Origin of the sequence: Methanobrevibacter olleyae, from assembly GCF_900114585.1 — an archaeon.
GTDB classification, from domain to species: domain Archaea; phylum Methanobacteriota; class Methanobacteria; order Methanobacteriales; family Methanobacteriaceae; genus Methanobrevibacter; species Methanobrevibacter olleyae.
Window position 1 is genome coordinate 61,993 of the sequence record NZ_FOTL01000003.1, and the last position, 21,677, is coordinate 83,669.

Below are 21,677 nucleotides of genomic sequence, written 5' to 3' on the forward strand. Positions count from 1 at the left end.
AATCGATAATTTATTATTTTTAATATGGTTTCTACAAGGTTGATAAAATTAATAAAAATAAATAAAAAAACCAACAAAGTTGAAAATAAAAATAGAACTAAAATTTATAAATAAAATTAATGAGTGTCCGCCAAAAATGGATTTTTTAAAAATTCTTAAAAATTTAAATCATTTAAATCAATTATTTTCCTAACATTCTAATGAAAAATTTATTATTTTTCTAAAATTTCGGTGTTCACACCCACAAAAAATTTTTAACCTATAAAAAATTCTTTAAATCAAAAATAAAGCAAGAATATTATAGTAAACTTTATATATTATTTTACACATAAATATAAATATCAATAAGTTAATATTTTGGTGCTATTTATGGTAAAAAGAATTCCTGACAAAGAACAAATAAAATTAGGTATCAAAAGCTTAGATTTCAACATTCCAAACAACCACATCTCCCGATTTCTTGTAGAATTCATTGATGAGTATTTTCCACTTTTGCAAATCAAAGAAAAGAAAAAGAAAAAAGGACGTGACAGCTTTCCAGTAAAAGAAATGCTAAAAATACTTATTTATGCTAAAATCGAACATATCGACAGCATGAGATTCCTAGCAGACATGGTAAAATTCCATGACATATATAAATTTGTAGGTTGTGGAATTCAACCTTCAGAACGATCATTACAACGTTATAGACAAGAATACGGAAAATACTTCAACGAAATCCTAAAAATGACCCTAAAAAAAGCTGTTGATGCTGGTTTCACTGAATTTAATAACGTTTCAATCGACGGAACTATCAAAAAAGCATATAATTCAAAAAACAAAATAATCACAGAAAAAGAAACCGAAATATTAACCCGTTACTTTGAAGGAGACAGTGTTAGTCAAGAAGAGCTTGATAAACTCCACAAACCAGCTCGCGAGATTCTTGAAAATGAAAAAATAAACATGCAAGAAAAATTGTACTTATTAGATGAGATTAAAACTCAATTCACACTCTCTGGTCAAAAATCTGTACCAATAACTGATATAAAATCCCGTTGGATTAAAAGTAAGAAAGGAAACTTACAAATAAGCTATAATATCCAATCAGCAGTCGATTACGATACAAAAATGATTTGTGCAATAAACGTTGTACAAGCTCCAACAGACCATTATCAATTGCCAAAAATAGTGGATAAAGCAATAAACAATACAAATGTGTTGCCAAGATTTGTATTGGCAGATACAATCTATTTAAACGAGATAAGCTTATCATATCTTGCAGATAAGCATATTGATGGAGTGATACCTGATAGAAAGCAATCTAATGAAAAAATAGGTAGATTAAACAAGAATCCATATCACAAGGATTATTTCAAATATTTGTCAGAAATTGATGCATTTGAATGTCCTGAAGGCCAGATAATGTATTTTTTCAACAAATATGTTGAAAAAACTGAAGATCCGGAGAAACAAGATAAAATTAAACGATTATACTGTAATTACAGTGCTTGTAAAGCTTGTAATTGTCGGGAAAACTGTCTTTCATCAACTCAAACTCACAAAACTATTACTGAATATGGAGGAAGTTTGAAGAAAGCCATGTGGGAGAAAATGGAATCTGATGAGTATAAGGAAGTTTATAGCAGAAGATCTTCCGTTGAAGGACCTTTTGGTATTTTAAAGGAACAATTCAATATTGAAAGTGAAGTGGTGATTGGAAAAAGAAAAACAGAAGAAAGGCTATTGTTAGATGCAGTGGCTTATAATTTAATACGTTTATATAACTTAAAACAAGAAAAAGGAAATGATAAAGAAGATATAGTTGATTTCTGTGAAAAAATTTCAGTTCAAGAGAAATTAGAACTCAGAGCAACTATATTTTAGGGGGTGCTGTCTTAAATTTTTATTTTTGGCGGACACCCTAATAAAATAAAAAAAATCCGAATATAAAAATAAATTAATAAAAATAAATTATAGTTGTTTACCAAACTTTTGTTAATTTGTTTTATAAATAATCTATAACAAAAATTAAGTAACTAATTATAAAAAAGGATTATACTGTTAATGGTGAAGATTTTTCATTAGCTAGTTTTATGCTGTTTTTATTTAGATTTTTAATCATATGTACAGTTTGTAACTTGTTATTGGTATCTATAGTTACATTAAAACCTACTTTCTTCCAAAATTTTAATCCAGCTTCTAAGTTTTTATGAGTGTGTAAATATATTTTATCATAGTTTTTTTCATAACAAAATTCTTCTACATATTTAAATAATTTTGTTGCTAGTCCACATCTCCTATAATCTTTATTAACAAATAATCTCCATATGCTTGCAGTAGATTTTTCATTATAAATTCCTTCAAATTCGTTAAAATTTTTATCATAAGCTCTTATAGCTATTGTACCTATTATTTCATCAGTATTGTTGTTTAAGATATAAAATAAATTGTTTCTTTCACAATTGATATAATATTTATTTAAGTTTACTATATCTTTGTGGTACTGAGGTATGTATCCATATCCATACTCTTCTTTTATTTGAGAAAATATAAAATTTCTAACTTTAATCTTTTCATTATTATCATTTGATAGTTTTTTTATTGAAATATTCATATTAATTCTACCTATAAAATTATTACTTTTTATAAAAATTTAAAGAATTATTAATACTTAATTTTACTTATATTAAAAGTATTACTTTTAATACTAAATTTAAATAATTAGTATTATTTATTTTTAATTATAATTGTTTTATTACTTTTTATATTAAATTTAAATAATTAGTATTATTTATTTTTTTTAATAATAACTTTGATATATATTAAACTATAAATTAGTATTTATAATTTGTTATTTAATTTTTTATTATAATCAATTTGTTAGCAATTATTTTTTAAATAATAAATTTTATAAAATTATTTTATGTGATAAAATAAGTTGTTATAAATACTGGGGAAAAATTGATGAAATTGCTAATAAACTTTCAAGTTATGGTGATTTAGATGATTTAGATCTTTTTATATTAGATGATGCAGATATTGATGAAATTACTAATATATTAGATGGAACTGAAATATTTGCACACGATAAAGAAATTGATTTTCACTCTGCTCAACATATTTTAGATGATGAATAAATGAATAGAGACTTGAAATTAATTCGTAAGTTCTATATGTATATTGGTGCAAAGTTAAAAAAGAAAATGCATTAAAAATATTAGAAGCAGATGATTCAAAAGCAGTTTTAGATTCCTTCCATTTTTATGATTGATATATTGGTCTTATTGAAAATGAAAGACAACTTGCTAAATTTGATGAAAATAAAATTTTCTTATTTTTAGGTAGTGAACCTTTACCTTTAATAATGTTTAATTTAGTAACTAAATGAATGTATAGTTATTGAACAAAATCCTGATTTAAATAATAGTATAATAATATAAATAAAAGTAATAAATATTATATTTATATAAATAAGTATTACTTTTTAGTTAAATAATTAAGATTTAATAATATTTGTTAATATTCCCTTTTTAATATCTATTTTATTACAATAAATTTTAAATTTTTTAGAAATCTTTTTTTATGTAATGGGGTTCGCCAAAAATGAAATTTTGGTGATTGTGTTATTTTTTTAGAATATTGTTGCTGTGAGTTGTTTTTGGTTTTTTTATGGATGTGCTTTCGCAGAAATCTTCTAAGTCTTCTGTTGTATTTTTTTTATTTCTTGTTTTATTTTGTGTAATCTGACTAAATTGTATGCTAGTGCATCAAGATTTATTCTTTTTTCTGTTTTTATCATTCCGATTACTATTTCTTTCTCTATGTTGAACTGTTATTTTAATATTCCAAATGGCCCCTCTACACTTGTTCTTTTTGCATATTCGTCTTTTATATTCTTGTTTTTTTCCATTTTTTGGGTTCATTGCTTTTTGCATTTCTGATCAGTATTCTGTGATTGTTTTATGTGTTTATGATGGTGTACAACATTTTTTCGTGCATTACAGTTTTTTACAAGCTTCATAATCGTTATATATTCTTTTTATTTTATCAATTTTATCCGAATCTTTCTGTGGTTCTGTATATTTACCATAAAAATGCAGATATTGGTTTTCTGGACATTTAAACGCATCCAATTTTGGAATATATTCGAAATGGTCTTTGTGGTATGGATTTTTATTTAATGTTCCTATTTTTTTGGATTGTGTTCTAGTTGGTATTTAATCCTTCTATTTTTTTCATCTGCCAAGTATGATAATGATATTTGGTTTAAGTATTATTGTATCTGCACTTATATATTTTGGTTTGGTATTTTATCTTATTTATTGCTTTTTTTGCGATTTCTAGAAGTTCATAATGGTCTGTGGGACTTTGTGTGACCTTTATTGCACGAATTTAATTTTGTATCATAATCGACTGCAGATTGGATTATTATATGCAAGCATGTAAGTTTTCCTTTCTTGCATTTTCATAAAATCTTGCTCCAATATCATTTGCAGTATATTCTATCTTGTCCTGTGAATGTAAAATTGTGTTTCTATACCATATAATAATTCTAATTTATTTTCAGTATACCATGTCCTTTTTGTCCATATATTCATTTAAGTAGGTTTATGTAGTTTTTCGAGGATTTCAGGACTTATTTGGTCGTATTTGTAGTAATCAATTAATATTTGTGTTTTTTTTTGTGATTGTGTTGTTGTTGGAATTGTATGCTTTTTTTGATGGTTCCATCAATAGCAACATGATTAAAATCCGTAAAACCTTCATCATAAGTTTTTTTTTAATGTCGAGTGTCCTCCAAGAGTACAAAAATTCTTTAAAAAGCTTGCAATCTCTTATATTCGTGGTTTAAATGAAGTCATTTATAAATAAATTCATCAATAAAATGTGAAATTATTGCTTTAGATGGTTCTGGATTTACTAATGAACTATTGTAGAGATAATATTATGAAATTATTCGCAAAAAAGAGCGAAAAAGCTACACAAAATGTAACATTGCAATCGATGTTGACACTCGATTAATATTATTTGTACAAGCTCAAAGAGGTCCCAAAACATGATGTATCTTTTACATATTTCGTGTTTACACTAATATAAAGCAGTATAAAACCCAATATTATATTGTTGCAGATAAAAGTATTATGATTTTTAAAAACATACAAATAGTTATTAATGAAGAAATAAATGCTTTTGACATAATATCTAGATAAAAAACGAAACTAAACAAGTTATTTCAGAAATAAAAGTCGTTATGTTTTTCACAAACCAAATACAAAAGACAAAACAACATTAAAAAGTATTTAATCTAATTAAAAGAACTTTCAGTGAAATTAATATAAGTAAAAGTACTGATTTATCAAATAAAGAAACTAGATTCAATGTTTGATGCATAACATCCATAGATCAATTCAATTAATTACGAGATAATGATTTCAACAAAGCCCTTTTTTTAGTAAATATAATTTATTATTTCTTATTTTTGACTTTTAAGTAGTGTTTCTAGTGTAATCTAATTTGAAGTATTTTTAGAGTTTTGTATTCAATTTTAATGAATTTGAAAATTTTTTGGCTGATGTGTAATTTCAAGTGAAAAAGGGTTTCAACAAAGCGAAAATTTAAATAATATCAATTGAATATATTCTATTGTATTAAGTATTAATGAATAAGTATTACTTTTTTAATTTAATTGGTTTATTAAAAAATTGGTAAAATTTATATATTGATTTACTTATATATCTATATATAAAATATATTTTATTTTTTATTAAGATAACTTGATATTTTATTAAGTTTTATAGAAATACTTAAAATAATTTTATATCTAAATAAAAGTAATTTAAATAAAAGTAATTGTTTAATATTACTTATTATTGTTATATTAATATAACTAGAAAATATTTAATGGAGTTTTGAAAATATGGATGCTAAAATTAAATATAGTATTATTACTGTAATTGTTATTGTAATGGCAATTGTTGTGGCTTCATCCATGTTAGGAACATCAAATGATGATGATCCTAGACATGTTGTTGTAACTGTTCCGGCACTGACTGGAGAACCAGAAACAGGTTTTAATCCATTAACTGGATGGGGTTGTGGACATATGAACTTTAATCCATTAGTTCAAAGTACACTATTTAAATCTGATAAAAATGGTAATTTTGTAAATGACTTGGCAACAGGGTATAATATAAGTTCTGATGGACTTAAATGGACAGTTGGAATAAGGGATGATGTTAAGTTTTCAAATAATGAAACTTTAACTGCAAATGATGTCGCTTTTACATTTAATGAGGCAAGAACTAGTAATTCTGAGTTAGATATGTCCAACTTAAAGGAAGCTAAAGCTATAAATAATCATACTGTGGAATTTACTCTAAAATCACCACAATCCACTTTTAATTATGATTTGAGGTATGTTGGTATTGTACCTGAAAAGGATTATAATAATGAAACTTATGGTGAAAATCCTATTGGTACTGGTCCTTATGTGTTAAAGCAATGGGATAAAGGTCAACAAGCTATTTTTGAAGTAAATGATAATTATTATGGTGATAAACCATACTTCACACAAATAACTATGTTATTCCCTAATGAAGATAGTGCTGCAATGCAAATTGCTAAATCTCATCAAGCAGATATTGTTCAAGTACCAATTTCAGGTTTAAATGAAACTATTGAAGGTTATGAGTTATTAGAATTTTACAGTCCTCGTGCACAAGGTATAACTTTCCCATATCAAAATGCTACTGGTGCAAAGACTACTGGTGGGGCTGATGTAGGAAACAATGTAACTGGGGATTCTGCTATAAGAAAAGCTTTAAATGTTGGAATTAATCGTGAAGAAATTGTTGATTCTGTTTATAAAGGACATGCTGTAGTTGAGTATAGTGGTGTAGATCATCAAAAATACGCTAATCCTAATGCAATTGTAAAGGATAATGATCAAGAAGCAGCTAAAAAAATATTAGATGATGCTGGATGGATCGATACTGATGGGGATGGAATAAGGGAGAAGAATGGTACTGTGGCGAACTTCACAGTGTTATACAGTTCTGATGATCAGGCAAGACAGGCTATTGCAACAGTTGTCTCTGAACAAGCTAAAGATTTAGGTATTAATATTGAATTAGAGGGAACTGATTGGGATACAATATATTCTAGAATGTATAAAGATTCTGCAGTATTCCAACAATCTTCTGATAATCCTTACAGAAATATCTACCAACAATAGGATAGTAAAGAAAATTATAGTGAAGATAACTATATGAATCCAAATGCATATGAAAATCCTGAAGTAGATGCTATTTTAGATTCAGCTTTACATGAAACTAATATTAATGCATCATATAAACTATGGCATGATGCTGCTAGTACTGGTTCTGGCTCTGGATTTGGACCAAATGCAGATGCTCCTTGGTTATGGGTTGCAGATTTCAATTACTGTTATTTTGTAAAGAATGATATTGATATGGGTCCAAAACCAGTCATGGGTCAAGATTATATGCAAAATATTTGTGAATGGAAACGTACTAATTCGACTGAATAATATTATATTTTTTTTATTTTTTTTTAAAGAGGTTGGTCACGAATATTTTATATTCGATAAAAAGTTCAAAAATCAATAATTTTTTAAATTTATAAAAATCTATTAAAATTAGACAAATTGAATTTAAAATTAGGACTCATCCTCTTTTAAATATATTTAATTGATTTTTTAAGAGTTGATATTATGGATCAGTATATGATGCGTTTTATTAGGAATAAACTTATTCACTTTATTGTTTTAATGGTTGTTGTTTCGATTTTTAGTTTTTTACTTTTGGATCTTTCACCAATTGATCCTGTTAACGCATATTTAAAACAAACTCCTGTAACTCCTGCTCAAAGAGCATTATTAGAACAATATTGGGGTGTAGGTCAACCTATAACAACTAAAATATTTAATTGGTTTAGTAATTTTATTCAAGGAAATCTTGGAAATTCATTAATTTTTAGAAAACCTGTAGCTGATGTTATATTTGAAAAATTCACTGCTTCTTTAATATTAATGTTTTTATCATGGATTGTTAGTGGAGTATTAGGTTTTATTTTAGGTGTTTTAGCTGGTAAAAATAAAGGGTCATGGATTGATAAATGTGTTAGGGTTTATTGTTATATTTTACAATCTGCACCTTCTTTTTGGATTGGATTACTTGTACTTGTTGTATTTTCGGTAGAATTAGGATGGTTCCCGGTTGGTTTAGGTGTTCCAATTGGTGTATCAAGTGATAATGTAACGATATGGCAATGGATGGCACGACTTGTATTACCAACTCTTACACTTAGTATGGTTGGTGTAGCATCAATTGCATTGTATACTCGTAATGAGTTATTAAATGTACTTTCGTCTGATTATGTTTTATTTGCTAGATCTAGAGGCGAAGATGGATGGGATTTAATTGAAAGACACGGTATAAGAAATATATTATTACCTGCATTAACGTTACAATTTTTGAATTTTAGTGAATTGTTTGGAGGTGCAGTTCTTGTAGAACAAGTATTTTTATATCCAGGTATTGGACAAACTGCCGTTGCTGCAGGGCTTCAAAGTGACGTGCCCTTATTGTTAGGAATTGTTGTAGTAAGTGCAGTATTTGTATTTGTTGGAAATTTAATTGCAGATATATTATACTACTTTGTTGATCCTCGTATTAAGGAGAATGAGATATGATGTTTAAAAGGAAAGTTGATGATAATAAGCCATGGTTTGTATATAATGCTAACTTAAGAACTAAAACATTAGTAATAATTGGAGTATCATCACTATTTTTATTAGCTATTTTAATAAGTAGCATGCTAATTGACACATCTGCTTTATCGACAGATTTTTCACAATTTAATCAGTTTCCTTCATTTGAACATATTTTTGGTACTGATTGGATGGGTCGTGATATGTTTACACGAACAGTTGCAGGGCTAGGATTAAGTATGGGTGTTGGTGCTTTTGCATCTATAATAAGTACCGCTGTAGCTATAATATTAGGTTTATTTTCTGGAGTTAATAGATTACTAGATGAGTTTGTAGCTGGAGTGATTGATCTATTTTCAGCTATTCCTCATATATTACTTATTATTCTTTTATCAATTTCTGTTGGTGGAGGATTTTATGGAGTAATTATAGGTGTTGGTTTAACTCATTGGACACCATTAGCACGTATTTTAAGGGCTGAAGTAAAACAAATACAAACAACTGAGTTTATTAAAATGGCTGAACAACAAGGTAAATCTAAATTATGGATTGCAACAAAACATATGTTTCCGTTGGTAGTTTCACAAATTATTGTTGGGGTTATATTGATGTTTCCTCATGCAATTATGCACGAGGCAGGTATCACTTTCCTTGGATTTGGTTTATCTCCACATGAACCTGCAATTGGTATTATTTTAGCTGAATCAATGCAGTACTTATCAAATGGGGCTTGGTGGCTTGCATTTTTCCCAGGCTTATCTTTATTAATCATTGTATTGTTATTTGATTTGATTGGAGAATATGTTCATATGTTATTAGATCCAGTTGAGGCACAAAAGTAGGTGACATTATGGTTGAATTATTAGATGTTTCAAATTTATCAATATCTTTTACTCAATATGTTCAAGGTTTGCAACAAAGAGAATTAAAAGTAATATCTGATTTATCATTAGATGTTAATGAAGGGGAAGTTGTAGCTATTCTTGGATCTAGTGGTTCGGGTAAAAGTTTACTTGCTCATGCTATATTAGGGATTCTTCCAGAGAATGCGGCATGTTCTGGTGATATTAGTTTTAAAGGAAAGGTTTTAACAGAGGAAGATAAAAAAGAAATTAGAGGTAAGAGTATCTGTCTGATTCCCCAATCTGTTAATTATTTAGATCCATTAATGAAGGTATCACAACAAGCAATTGGAAAAACAAAAGATGAAGAGGATTATAAACATAAAAAATCTCATCAAAGAGAAGTATTTTTAAAATATGGTTTAGATGAATCTGTGGATAATATGTATCCTTTTGAATTATCTGGGGGAATGGCAAGAAAGGTTTTACTTTCAACTGCGTTATTATCTAATCCAGAATTGTTGGTTGCTGATGAACCAACACCTGGATTAGATGATAAAAGTGTAGAAGAAACAATTAATGATATTAAAAAATTAGCAGAAGAAGGTAAAGGTGTGCTTCTTATTACACATGATATAGAAGTTGCTATAAGAACTGCGAATAGAATTGCAATATTTTACTCAGGATATGTAATTGAAATTAATCAAGCAGAAAATTTTAAAAATGCTGATACTTTAATGCACCCATATTCGAAGGCATTAATAGATTCTTTACCTGATAATGGTTTTAAATTAACTGAAGGTACTCAACCCTTAAATGATAATAAAGGTTGTATTTATTATAAAAATTGTTTATTGAGAAAGGATATATGTAAAGACACTAAACCATCATTACATAAAATTGGTGATAGTAAAGTCAGATGTCATTTATACAATGGAGGTTTAGATGATGAAACTTGAAGGGAGAAATATTTCATTTGCTTATAAAAAAGGTTTCCCTATTTTGAATGATATTTCTATAACTATTCCTAATGATAAAGTAATTGGTTTGATTGGAGATAGTGGTAGTGGTAAAAGTACTTTATGTAAAGTACTTTCTGCATACATTAAGAAATATGAAGGAAATGTTCTGATGGATAATAAAACTATAGATTCTAATGGTTATAATCCTGTACAATTGATATTTCAACATCCTGAAAAAACTATGAATCCTAAATGGAAAATGAAAAATATCTTAGAAGAATCATGGATTCCACCAAAAGAATTAAGAGATACATTTGGCATTTCTGATGATTGGTTAAAAAGATGGCCAAATGAATTATCAGGGGGAGAACTACAAAGATTTGCAATATTAAGATCTTTACATCCAAAAACAAGATTTATAATTGCTGATGAAATAAGTACTATGCTTGATGCAGTAACACAAGTTCAAATATGGGATGTTTTATTAGAATATGCTAAAAAACAAAATATTGGGATTTTAGCTGTAAGTCATGATAAAGCCTTACTTGATGTGGTATCTGATGATGTCTTCTATTTTAATGAACTAAATAATAAATAAATATTTTATTATCTAATTCTTAGAGTGACTCATAAATATTTTAAGATAAAATTTTATATATTTTATCTAAAAATAATTTATTTATAAATTATTTATAAATTGGGTTCAGTTGAAATCATTATTTTGTAATTAATTAAATTGATTTGTGGATGTCATACATCAAATATTTGAATTTAGTTTCTTTATTTGATAAATTAGTATTTATTTGTATTAGTTTAGTTTAATATTCTTTTAATTACACTAAACACGCTTTCAACATTGTTATGCCTTGTGTATATTGGGTTGTGGAAAACATAATGACTTTGAGTTCTGAAATAAGTAGTTTTGACTCGTTTTTTTTTATTTGGCTATAATGTCAAAAGCATTTTATTTTCTTCGTTGATTACTATTCTTATGTTTTCAAAAATCATATGCTTTATCTGCAATAATATAATATGGGTTTTTTTGCACTGCTTTATATTAGTGTAAAACATAAAATTATAAAATGATACATCATGTTTTTGAATCCTTTTTGAGGTTTTACAGACAATATTAATCAAGTTTCAACATCCGATTGCAATGTGACATTTTGTGTAGCTTTTTCGCTATTTTTTGCGAATGATTGCATAATATTTGTCTGCATAGTCATTAGTGAATCTAAAACCATCTAAAACAATAATTTCACATTTATTGACGAATTTATTTAAAATTACTTCATTTAAACTACGAATATAAGAGGTTGCAAGCTTTTTAAAGAATATTTTTGTAAAAGTTGACTAATGGGGAACTTTTCTGAATCCTTTAAAATTCTAGGGATTTCACTTGATAAGTTCAATTAGTTCACAAATTTCTCTGGTAAGTATAAAATTTAAATAAAACCTTTTTTATTGTATAATATTGTGAATTTAGCTGCATTTTTTGTAAGTGTGCTTGGAATACTTGCTCGAATAGTCTGGAAATACTATTTTTTAGCATTATTCAAAAGTGAGTAATATGATAAAACGCTCTAATTTTATTCTTCTTAATTTCATTTTCAGGGTCTCTGGTCATTCTTTCAATACAAGATTTTTACTGGATTTTTCTAATTTGAAATCCAAAAGATTTAACTGCAGTGAATGAGCAAAATGAGCTTGGAAATTTAATATTTAACTATACATAATAACATTTATTCCCCTTTTTAGTAAATATAGTTTTATTATTTCTTATTTTTTGACTTTGAAGTATTATTTCAAGTGTAACTAAATTTAAAGCATTTTAAAAGCTTTATATCTCAATTTAGAGCAACTTAAAAATTTTTTTTACTCGATATGCAATTTCAATTGAAAAAGAATTTCAACAAAGTGCTTTTTAAAACAAACAATAAAATTTAATTTTCAAATTATTACTTTTCTTCTTTTTTAATAGAAATAGTAATAAATATATTTAAATAATTATTACTTTATATAATAAATCAAGACATATCAACAGATTTATAGAAATATGTCACAAATTAAGAGGTTTATATAATGCCTAAAGTATTAATTAGCGGAAGAGGAGGTAGTGGCAAAAGTACCGTAGTTTCATTGCTTGCTCAAAGACTAAAACGCAATGGAAATAAGATTTTGGTTGTTGATTCTGATGAATCTAATTTGTGTTTAAATAAAATTTTAGGTATAAACAAATCAAAAGATACATTAATGGGTAATTTGGGAGGTAAAAAACTTATTAGGGATAAATTGATGGAAGTAGTTCAAAAAGGTGAAAGTAATCTTAATATTTTTGATGAAATGTCTTTAGATAATCTTTCTGAAGAATATGTTTCTTGGAATGATAATTTAGGATTTTTAGAAATTGGCAAAATTGAACATTCTATGGAAGGATGTGCATGTCCAATGGGGGCTTTAGCACGTGATTTCTTCAATCATATTAAAGTTAATAAAGATGAATGGATTTTAATTGATACTGAAGCAGGTATTGAACATTTTGGAAGAGGCCTTATAGAAGGTGTAGATTTTATAGTTACTATTGTTGATCCTTCTGAAGATGCAATATTATTAGCAAATAAAGCATTTGATTTATCTTTAGAAGATAATAAAACTTTTGGACTTATTTTAAATAAAGTGGATAGGGCTTCAGAAAAAATAATAAAAAATAAATTAAATCCAAATATTAGTATTATAGGTACTATCGATTATTCTCCTGATATAGCTATGTTGAATCTTAAAGGAGATTCAATAGATTCTATTCTTGTTAATGGATTAAATGATGTTATAAATTATATTAATTAATAGAAGGCAATTTTATATTATTATTTGTATGATAAAATACTTTTATATTATTGCTTATTATGATAAATTACGTTTATATTAAATGGATGAAATTATGAAATTAAAAAATTTTAAAAGAGAAAATATGATTCCTCTTCCTGTAACTTTAATTTCTACAGCTAATAAAGAGGGAATTAGAAATATTGCTCCTTATTCATGTGTAGTAACTATATTAAGACCTACAAATCTTGTCTGTATAGCTTCTGCAATGATGAGAGACACTTTTGTAAATATTGAGGAAACAGGTGAATTTGTTATTAATATGATATCAGTAGATATGCTTGATACTGTTATACCAACTTCATCCCATGTTGCCTTTGATGTAGATGAATATGATTTAGCAAATTTAGAAGCTACTGAATCAAAAGAGATCAATGCTCCAGGTATTAAAGGAGCTTATTCTAGGATGGAATGTAAACTAAAGAAAATTTATAAGGACGAAGATTCAATTGGAATTCCTTATTTATTAATAATCGGTGAAGTAGTTTATCTTGAAGTAGAAGATGACTGTTTAGATAAAGAATATGGAGTTTTAAATTTAAATAAAGTGAAACCTTTGATGATGCTTGAATCAGATAAGGGAATGCATTTCTGTACTATAGAAGACATTAATAAATTTGAAACATTTGGAGCAATGTTTCCAGATGGAAAAGACCCATTAGAATGGATGTATGAATCAGAGGATTAGCTTAAAATTTAAATATAGGTGATTTTTTTTAAAAATTATAATTCCTTGGATAAATGATTTAATTCTAATAGTTATATCTATTCAAATTTACTTATTAGTGGTAAAAAAATTAAAGAATTTTGTATTTTCATAATGTGGAAATACAATTTTGTTTATTTTAAAAATTAATTTAGATTGACATTTTTTTATAAACAAAACTAAGCTTTTTTTAAAATCTTTAAATATCAAACTTTAGTATTTATAAATATTAGAATTAAGATTCAGCATCGAGTTTAGGCTCTTTAAATATTAAATGTTCTAATATAAATACTGTGAGAACTCCCATTACAAAACCATTGGTTAATATTGGCCTGATCATTAATGGAAGCTGGTCTATTAAAGTTTGTGGTAAGAATACTATTAAAGTTGCTATTATTATTGGCAATCCCATAACTATTCCATGATCCATATTATTATAAGCCTTAGTTTCTATTCCTATATTTATACCTGCTCCAATTTGTGCTGTCATTATATATATCAAAACTGCTGCTATTACTGGTGATGGAATTGAACTTATAATACTCACTGTAAGTGGTGAAAAGGCAATAATTATCATTCCAATAGCTGTTATTACCAAAGGATATCTTGAAGCACATTTGGTTGTTGCTATGATACCTGGAGTCATTGAATAGTTAACCGGACCTACAAGACCTAAAATACCAGCTAAAATATTTGTTAGGCCTGTTACAACTATACCTTTCTTTATTCTTTTATCCATATCATTTAATTTAAGTAAATAACCAACACTTTGAATTGAACCTAAATCATTTATTGTAAGTGCTAAAAAACAGATTATAAATGCAAATATCATACCTATATCTGGTATTGCAAGAATAGGATTATTTATGCTTGGTAATGATAAAAATTGAAGATTTAAATCCTGAGAATATCCTTGATTAAAGATAAGATAAAATAATAAACTTCCAAATAACATAATCCAAAGGGGTAAAGTTGATCTCCAAAGTCCTTTAAGTCTTTTATGTGTAAATAATATTATTAAAATCAATCCTAATGAGAATAATAAGTTAGTAAATTTAACTACTCCATTAGTTTCTATCATTAATTTCAATATAGTAGGTGCCAAGGTGAAGGCTATTAAGAGAAGTATAACGATTATAACCCGTGGGGTAAATAATTTCTTAATATACTTTAAAAGTCCAGTAGCAGCTATTATAGTCAATATAGCTCCAGATATTATGATTGAAGAATTTATAGATCCAAATCCCTGATTTAATGTAGCTAAAATAGCTATAAGTAAGACAGTTGCAGGGCCAATAACCATAGGTAGTTTATGTCCAAATTTGACTTGTAGTAGGAGAGCTATTCCCATTAAAATAAGTAAAGTCTGAATATAACTAACTGTATTTCCATTAGTATAAACACTACCTACAATCTTTCCTATAATTAAGATTATAGGAATTGAAACTGCTAACCACTGAATACCAAATAACAGGTTCTCAATTTTCGGTGGCTTTTCATCTAAATTAAAATCCAAATCCATATTATCACATAAGCCATTAATTAAATATTATTCATCTAAATCAAATAATTTAAAGTCTACTATTTTTTAATATATTAATATATTCACAATACTTTTCTTTTAAAGCTATTTAAATGATAACGATACTGAATTGATAGAACATCTTTTTCTTTTATCTTCTAATTTTTTATATTATTTTTATTATTCTTTATTTTTATTATTCTTCTAAAAGAGTTTTAATATAAGCGTTTTGACTTATTATTTCATGGTATATGGATAGGTTTTTAATTGAATTCTAAATTTTATATCTTCCACCCATCCATTTTATCCTTCGTTTTATATGTATTTTATAATTTTTTCTGTTATACTAATAATAAAAAAATATGATTATATTATTATTAAATTTCAATATCCTGATTTATTTATAGTTAATACATTTAAACATGAATTATAAACTAAATTCAGATATTAAAAACCTATATTATACTTTATTAAATGAAATATTTAAAATTATTGATTTTAGGAATTTAAATTTTAAGACAATATTAATCGAGTGTCAACATCAATTGCAATGTGACATTTTGTGTAGCTTTTTTGCTTTTTTTGAGAATAATTGCATAATATTACTGTACTGATCTGAAAATATCATTTTTGCATATTCAAATGCCTAATTGATAAAATACTCTAATTTATTCTTGTTAAATTTACTTTCAGGGTCCTTTTATTATTCTTTCAATGCATGCTTCAACTAGATTTTCTAATTTAAAATCAAAAAGATTTAATTGTAATGGTTTTTATTTTTATACTTGTTTTATTAAAAAATTAGTAAGGTTTATATATTGCTTTACTTATATGTTTATATATAAAATACATTTTATTTTTTATTAAGCTAACTTGATATTTTATTAATTTTATCAAAATACTTAAAATAATTTTATATTTAAATAAAAGTAATTTAAATAAAAGCAATTTAAATAATATTTATTACTTATTTGTTTAACACAAGTTATTTGGTATTACTTTTTTTAGAAATGTTTTTATATAATCAATTAATAATTATTTAATATAAAGTATTAAAATAATAATTTATCCTTTATTAGTATTACTTAGGGGAATTATGTATTAGAAATGTTTTTTGTTATTAATAAACTCTTTTTGATATTTTTGATTAAATTTTATTTTAGTATTTTATTTTAATTTAAATCCTTTTTAAATTTGGTGTGAATTATGGATAAAAAATATATAATTGGTATAATTATTGCAATTATTGTTGTAATTATTGGTGCTGCTATTCTTATGGGTGGAGGTAGCACTGAAAGAGCAGACGGAGAAATTGTAGTTGCAGCTTATAGTCACGGAGGAGAACCAGAATCTGGTTTTGATCCTATTACAGGTTGGAACTATTATGCAGAGCCTTTGATTCAAAGTACCTTATTAAAAATGACTACTAATGGTACTTATAAAAATGATTTGGCTACAGATTATGAAATTAGTGATGATTATAAAACTTATACTGTAAATTTAAGAGATGATGTTAAATTTACTGATGGTACACCATTAACTGCTGAAGATGTGGCATTTACATTTAATGCAGCTAAAGAAACAGGTGCAAGTTTAGATTTATCTGCTTTAGATACTGCTGAAGCTACTGATAATTATACTGTTAAATTTAACTTAAATAAATCAGATTCTACTTTTTTAGATAAATTAGCTTATATTGGTATTGTTCCTTCTGATTCCTATGATAATGAAACTTATGGTGAGAATCCTATTGGTTCTGGACCATATAAATTTGTGCAATGGGATAAAGGTCAACAAGTTATCTTAGAGAAAAACCCTGATTATTATGGTGACATGCCAGAAATTGAAAAAATAACTATTCTCTTTGCTCAAAATGAAGCTGCATTTAACTTGGCTAAAAATGGAGAAGCTGATGTTGTAGCAGTACCTCTTGAATATGGTAGAGAAAAACTTGATGGTTACACAATGTATTTACAAGATACTATTGATGTTCGTGGTATTGCATTACCTAATGTACCAGATAATGGAGAAATTTCCCCAGAAGATAATTATACTATTGGTAATAATGTAACTTCAGATATTGCAATTAGAAAAGCATTGAACTATGGTGTTAACAGAACTGCTTTAACTGAAGGCGCATTAAATGGATTAGGTTATCCTAGCTACGATGGTATTGCACATCAATTACCTTGGGCTAACCCTGATGCAACAATTAAGGATGGAGATGTTGCATATGCTAACAAAACTTTAGAGGAAGCAGGTTGGGTTGACTCTGATGGAGACGGAATAAGAGAAAAAAATGGTCTTAAAGCATCATTCAAAGTATATTACTCTGCAAATGCACCTGAGAGACAAGCATTAGCTATAGGAGTATCTGAACAAGCTAAAGAATTTGGTATTGAAATTGAACCTGTTGGTGCTGAATGGGATGAAATTTATCCAAATAAATACTCTCAAGGAGTACTCTATGGATACGGTTCAACAGATCCTTCTGATATTGCTGGAAAATATTACAGTTCTTCTGATTCCAATGTTGTAAAAATAAATAATAGTGCTGTTGATGCTCACATAGATGCTGCATTTGCTGAATCTCGTGAAGCTTCCTACAAAGATTGGTCTGCAGTTTCCTGGGATGGTACCACTGGTATTTCCCCTAAAGGTGATGCACCATGGTTATGGTTAGGTGAAATTAAATATGGTTACTTTGTAAATGATAGGGTAGATATTTCTAATGATACTGCACTCTTACAACCTCACGGTGGGGATTTATTCAGTAACATATATGACTGGACTATTACTAACTCAACTTCAGAAAAATAAATTAAATAATAAAAGTAGGAATAAGCTTATTAAATAAGTTTTTTCTACTTTTATCTATTTTCTAATTTTTATTAGTTTTTTAAGTTTCAATAAAGGATTAGTTTTTTTTAATAAAGAATTATTTTTTTTGTTTTAATAAATTAGTTTCATTTGCTTTCAATAAAAATTAGTTTTATAGGTATATTTATATTTGGGTTGTAATTATTTAAAAATAATAAAACTCTTTAAATGTTTATTGGGAATGATTTAAATATATAAGAAGATTTTATTTAAAAAAGGGATTATCTAATTTTTTTTAATTCTTATGTTTTGAGTTTTATTATTAAATAATCTTACTGAATTTTATATATTTTTATTATATTCTAAATTTTTAAATTATAGGAGGTTATTTTTTGTTAGATAAACAGAAAATACTTAAATTTTTAGGTTATAAGATTGTTCGTTTTGCTATTTTATTAATAGTTGTAATATTATTAAGTTTTATATTAATTGATATGTCTCCTATTAATCCTGTAAATGCTTATATTTCTAATATGATGGTTAGCCCTGAACAAATTGCTAAATTAGAAGCGTATTGGGGAGTAAATCAACCAATCACTGAAAAATTATTAAATTGGTTAGGAAATATTATTACTGGTGATTTTGGTACTTCTTTAATATACAGAACTCCTGTTTTACATGTTATTTCTGAAAAGTTCACTGCATCTCTTATATTGATGTTAAGTTCTTGGTTAATTTCTGGAATATTAGGATTTGCTTTAGGTGTTCTTGCAGGATTTAAAAGAGACACTTGGATTGATAAAGCAGTAAAAGTCTATTGTTATGTATTACAGTCAGCACCTACATTTTGGATTGCTTTACTTATTGTAATGGTCTTTTCTATTTGGTTAGGTTGGTTCCCAGTAAGTGGTGGTGTTCCTATTGGTGCATTAAGTAATACGGTAACATTTTGGGATTGGTTAAAACATTTAATATTACCAGCATTTACATTGAGTATTTTAGGTGTTGCATCAATTGCATTATATACTCGTGATAAACTTATTGAAGTAATGTCAAGTGATTATTTTCTTTTTGCAAAAGCAAGAGGGGAATCTGGTTGGACTTTAATAAAAAGACATGGTATAAGGAATATCCTTTTACCAGCTATAACATTACAATTCTTAAGTTTTAGTGAATTATTCGGAGGAACAGTTCTTGTTGAACAAGTTTTCATGTATCCCGGTATTGGTCAAGCAGCAGTTTCTGCAGGTTTAAAAAGTGATGTTCCTTTGTTATTAGGTATTGTTATTTTTAGTGCAATATTTGTATATGTAGGTAATTTAATAGCAGATATACTTTATAACTTTGTAGATCCGAGAATTAGAGAAGGTGAGTATAATGGATAATTCAGCTAATAAAATAAATAAATTTGATATTTTAGGAAGTATGAATTTAAGGACTAAAACATTATTAGCAATAAGTTTATCTGCTTTCATATTAATTTTAGTTGTTATAATTAGTTTATTCATTGATTCTACAAGTATTTCTACTGATTGGAATATGATGAATCATCCACCTTCTTTTGAACATTTATTTGGAACTGATTGGTTAGGTAGAGATATGTTTACTCGTACACTTAAAGGATTAGGTTTAAGTGTTCAAATTGGTTTTTTTGCTTCAGTTTTAAGTAGTCTTATCGCTGTTGCTTTAGCATTTTTATCAAGCTTTAATAAATATTTGGACAGTTTTGTTTCATGGTTAATAGATGTATTTTTATCTATTCCACATATTCTGCTTATTGTTCTTATTTCTATTGCTTTAGGAGGAGGTGCTTTCGGAGTATTAGTTGGTGTAGCATTTACTCATTGGACATCTCTTGCAAGAGTACTTAGAGCAGAAATAAAAAGGATAAAAACTTCAGAATTTGTAACAATTTCAGAAAAATTAGGACAATCTAAATTTTGGATTGCAAGAAAGCAAATTTTACCATTAGTATTTAGTCAAATTATTGTAGGTACCATATTAATTTTCCCTCATGCAATTATGCATGAAGCAAGTGTAACCTTTTTAGGTTTTGGTTTATCTCCTCATGAGCCAGCTATTGGGATTATATTATCTGAATCTATGAAATATCTTGCAACTGGTGATTGGTGGTTAGCTTTATTCCCTGGTTTAGCATTGTTGATTATTGTATTATTATTTGATATTGCAGGAGAAAATATTAAAAAAATCTTAGATCCAGCAAGTGCAAATGATTAGGTGATTGTATGAATGATTTAATTAATGTTTCAAATATTTCTATTTCATTTACTCAATATGTAAAAGGTTTAAATCAGAGAGAATTGGAAGTTATCACTGATTTGACTTTAGATATTAAAGAAGGGGAAATCGTAGCGATTTTAGGCTCAAGTGGATCTGGAAAGAGTTTACTTGCACATGCAATACTTGGTATTTTACCACACAACGCTAATTTGTCTGGTACTATGATATATAAAGGAGAAGTTTTAACAGAAGAATTAAAAGAAAAGTTACGTGGAGATGAAATTTCATTAATTCCACAATCTGTTAATTTTTTAGATCCTTTAATGAAAGTTTCTAATCAGGTTATTATGGAATCTAAAGATGAAGCTGAAGAAAAAGAGAAAAGAGCGAAACAAAGAGCTATTTTTGAAAAATATGGATTATCTGAAGAAGTAGATAATATGTATCCTTTCCAATTATCTGGAGGTATGGCAAGAAGAGTTCTTGTATCAACAGCTCTACTTTCAAATCCTAAACTTGTTATTGCAGATGAACCTACTCCGGGTTTAGATGAAAAATCCGTAGAAGAAACTTTAAACCATTTAAGACAGATGGCTGCAGATAATGTAGGAGTTTTACTTATTACTCATGATATTGTTGCTGCTTTAAAAGTTGCTAATAGAATAGCAATTTTTTATTCAGGTTATGTAATTGAAATTGCTAATGTGGATGATTTTAGTGGTGAAGGAGAGAATTTACTCCATCCGTATACTAAATCTCTTTTTAAAGCATTACCTCATAATGGTTTTAACTTAACAAAAGGACATCAACCATTACATGGTGAGATTCCAGTAGGGTGTCCATATTATGACCGTTGTAATCATAAGTTAGAAAATTGTGATAAGATTAGGCCTAATTTAATCAGTATTGATGAAAATAAAATGGTTAGATGTTTTAAATATGAGGGGTAGATTTTATGCATAATTTTTATTTATTTAAAATAGAGGGG

Annotated in this window: 15 protein-coding genes; 13 read left to right on the forward strand and 2 right to left on the reverse strand. The window is 26.9% G+C overall.

All coding sequences use genetic code 11. The annotated features are described in order from the left end of the window. Positions 1 to 369: 369 nt before the first annotated feature. Positions 370 to 1,866 carry a transposase gene (locus tag BM020_RS01545; RefSeq protein ID WP_074797987.1) on the forward strand — a complete coding sequence of 499 codons (1,497 nt, stop codon included), beginning with the start codon at positions 370 to 372 and terminating at the stop codon, positions 1,864 to 1,866. Positions 1,867 to 2,035: 169 nt separating this feature from the next. Here the strand turns inward: BM020_RS01545 and BM020_RS01550 are convergent, their stop codons facing one another. Next, complete coding sequence (locus BM020_RS01550; protein WP_067147070.1) at positions 2,036 to 2,596, reverse strand: GNAT family N-acetyltransferase; 561 nt, start codon at positions 2,594 to 2,596, stop codon at positions 2,036 to 2,038. Positions 2,597 to 5,899: 3,303 nt separating this feature from the next. Here BM020_RS01550 and BM020_RS01555 point away from each other — a divergent pair. From BM020_RS01555 to BM020_RS01585, 8 genes are all read left to right on the forward strand, one after another. Beyond that, the gene (locus BM020_RS01555) at positions 5,900 to 7,216 is read left to right on the forward strand and encodes an ABC transporter substrate-binding protein (protein ID WP_234970497.1); all 1,317 of its coding nucleotides are present in this window, start codon (positions 5,900 to 5,902) and stop codon (positions 7,214 to 7,216) included. Positions 7,217 to 7,249: 33 nt separating this feature from the next. Beyond that, positions 7,250 to 7,531, forward strand: a complete 282-nt coding sequence (locus BM020_RS09770; protein ID WP_234970498.1) for a hypothetical protein — start codon at positions 7,250 to 7,252, stop codon at positions 7,529 to 7,531. A gap of 183 nt (positions 7,532 to 7,714) precedes the next feature. Next, entirely contained in the window at positions 7,715 to 8,695 is a 981-nt protein-coding gene (locus BM020_RS01560; protein ID WP_067147066.1) for an ABC transporter permease, read from the forward strand. Next, positions 8,695 to 9,555 carry an ABC transporter permease gene (locus tag BM020_RS01565; protein WP_067149063.1) on the forward strand — a complete coding sequence of 287 codons (861 nt, stop codon included), beginning with the start codon at positions 8,695 to 8,697 and terminating at the stop codon, positions 9,553 to 9,555. The genes BM020_RS01560 and BM020_RS01565 overlap by 1 nt, the downstream gene beginning before the upstream one ends. 8 nt (positions 9,556 to 9,563) lie before the next feature. Further along, positions 9,564 to 10,514 (forward strand): ATP-binding cassette domain-containing protein, encoded by a 951-nt coding sequence (locus BM020_RS01570; RefSeq protein WP_067147064.1) that lies wholly within the window; start codon positions 9,564 to 9,566, stop codon positions 10,512 to 10,514. Then, positions 10,504 to 11,115 carry an ABC transporter ATP-binding protein gene (locus BM020_RS01575; RefSeq protein ID WP_067149060.1) on the forward strand — a complete coding sequence of 204 codons (612 nt, stop codon included), beginning with the start codon at positions 10,504 to 10,506 and terminating at the stop codon, positions 11,113 to 11,115. The genes BM020_RS01570 and BM020_RS01575 overlap by 11 nt, the downstream gene beginning before the upstream one ends. A gap of 1,484 nt (positions 11,116 to 12,599) precedes the next feature. Next, positions 12,600 to 13,361: an ATP-binding protein gene (locus BM020_RS01580; RefSeq protein WP_067147062.1), complete on the forward strand. Its 762-nt coding sequence runs from the start codon at positions 12,600 to 12,602 to the stop codon at positions 13,359 to 13,361. Between the two features lie 94 nt (positions 13,362 to 13,455). Further along, a complete protein-coding gene (locus tag BM020_RS01585) occupies positions 13,456 to 14,088 on the forward strand; it encodes a flavin reductase family protein (RefSeq protein ID WP_067147060.1) in 633 nt (210 codons plus the stop codon). 253 nt (positions 14,089 to 14,341) lie between these two features. Here the strand turns inward: BM020_RS01585 and BM020_RS01590 are convergent, their stop codons facing one another. After that, complete coding sequence (locus BM020_RS01590) at positions 14,342 to 15,628, reverse strand: uracil-xanthine permease family protein (protein ID WP_074797989.1); 1,287 nt, start codon at positions 15,626 to 15,628, stop codon at positions 14,342 to 14,344. Positions 15,629 to 16,834: 1,206 nt separating this feature from the next. Between BM020_RS01590 and BM020_RS01595 the strand changes: the two genes are divergently transcribed. From BM020_RS01595 to BM020_RS01610, 4 genes are all read left to right on the forward strand, one after another. Beyond that, positions 16,835 to 18,448, forward strand: a complete 1,614-nt coding sequence (locus BM020_RS01595) for an ABC transporter substrate-binding protein (protein ID WP_074797990.1) — start codon at positions 16,835 to 16,837, stop codon at positions 18,446 to 18,448. A gap of 392 nt (positions 18,449 to 18,840) precedes the next feature. Then, positions 18,841 to 19,833 carry an ABC transporter permease gene (locus BM020_RS01600; RefSeq protein ID WP_067147054.1) on the forward strand — a complete coding sequence of 331 codons (993 nt, stop codon included), beginning with the start codon at positions 18,841 to 18,843 and terminating at the stop codon, positions 19,831 to 19,833. Next, positions 19,826 to 20,686 carry an ABC transporter permease gene (locus BM020_RS01605; protein WP_067147052.1) on the forward strand — a complete coding sequence of 287 codons (861 nt, stop codon included), beginning with the start codon at positions 19,826 to 19,828 and terminating at the stop codon, positions 20,684 to 20,686. Before BM020_RS01600 ends, BM020_RS01605 begins: the two co-directional genes overlap by 8 nt. A gap of 8 nt (positions 20,687 to 20,694) precedes the next feature. Then, positions 20,695 to 21,639, forward strand: a complete 945-nt coding sequence (locus BM020_RS01610; RefSeq protein WP_067147051.1) for an oligopeptide/dipeptide ABC transporter ATP-binding protein — start codon at positions 20,695 to 20,697, stop codon at positions 21,637 to 21,639. Positions 21,640 to 21,677 lie beyond the last annotated feature (38 nt).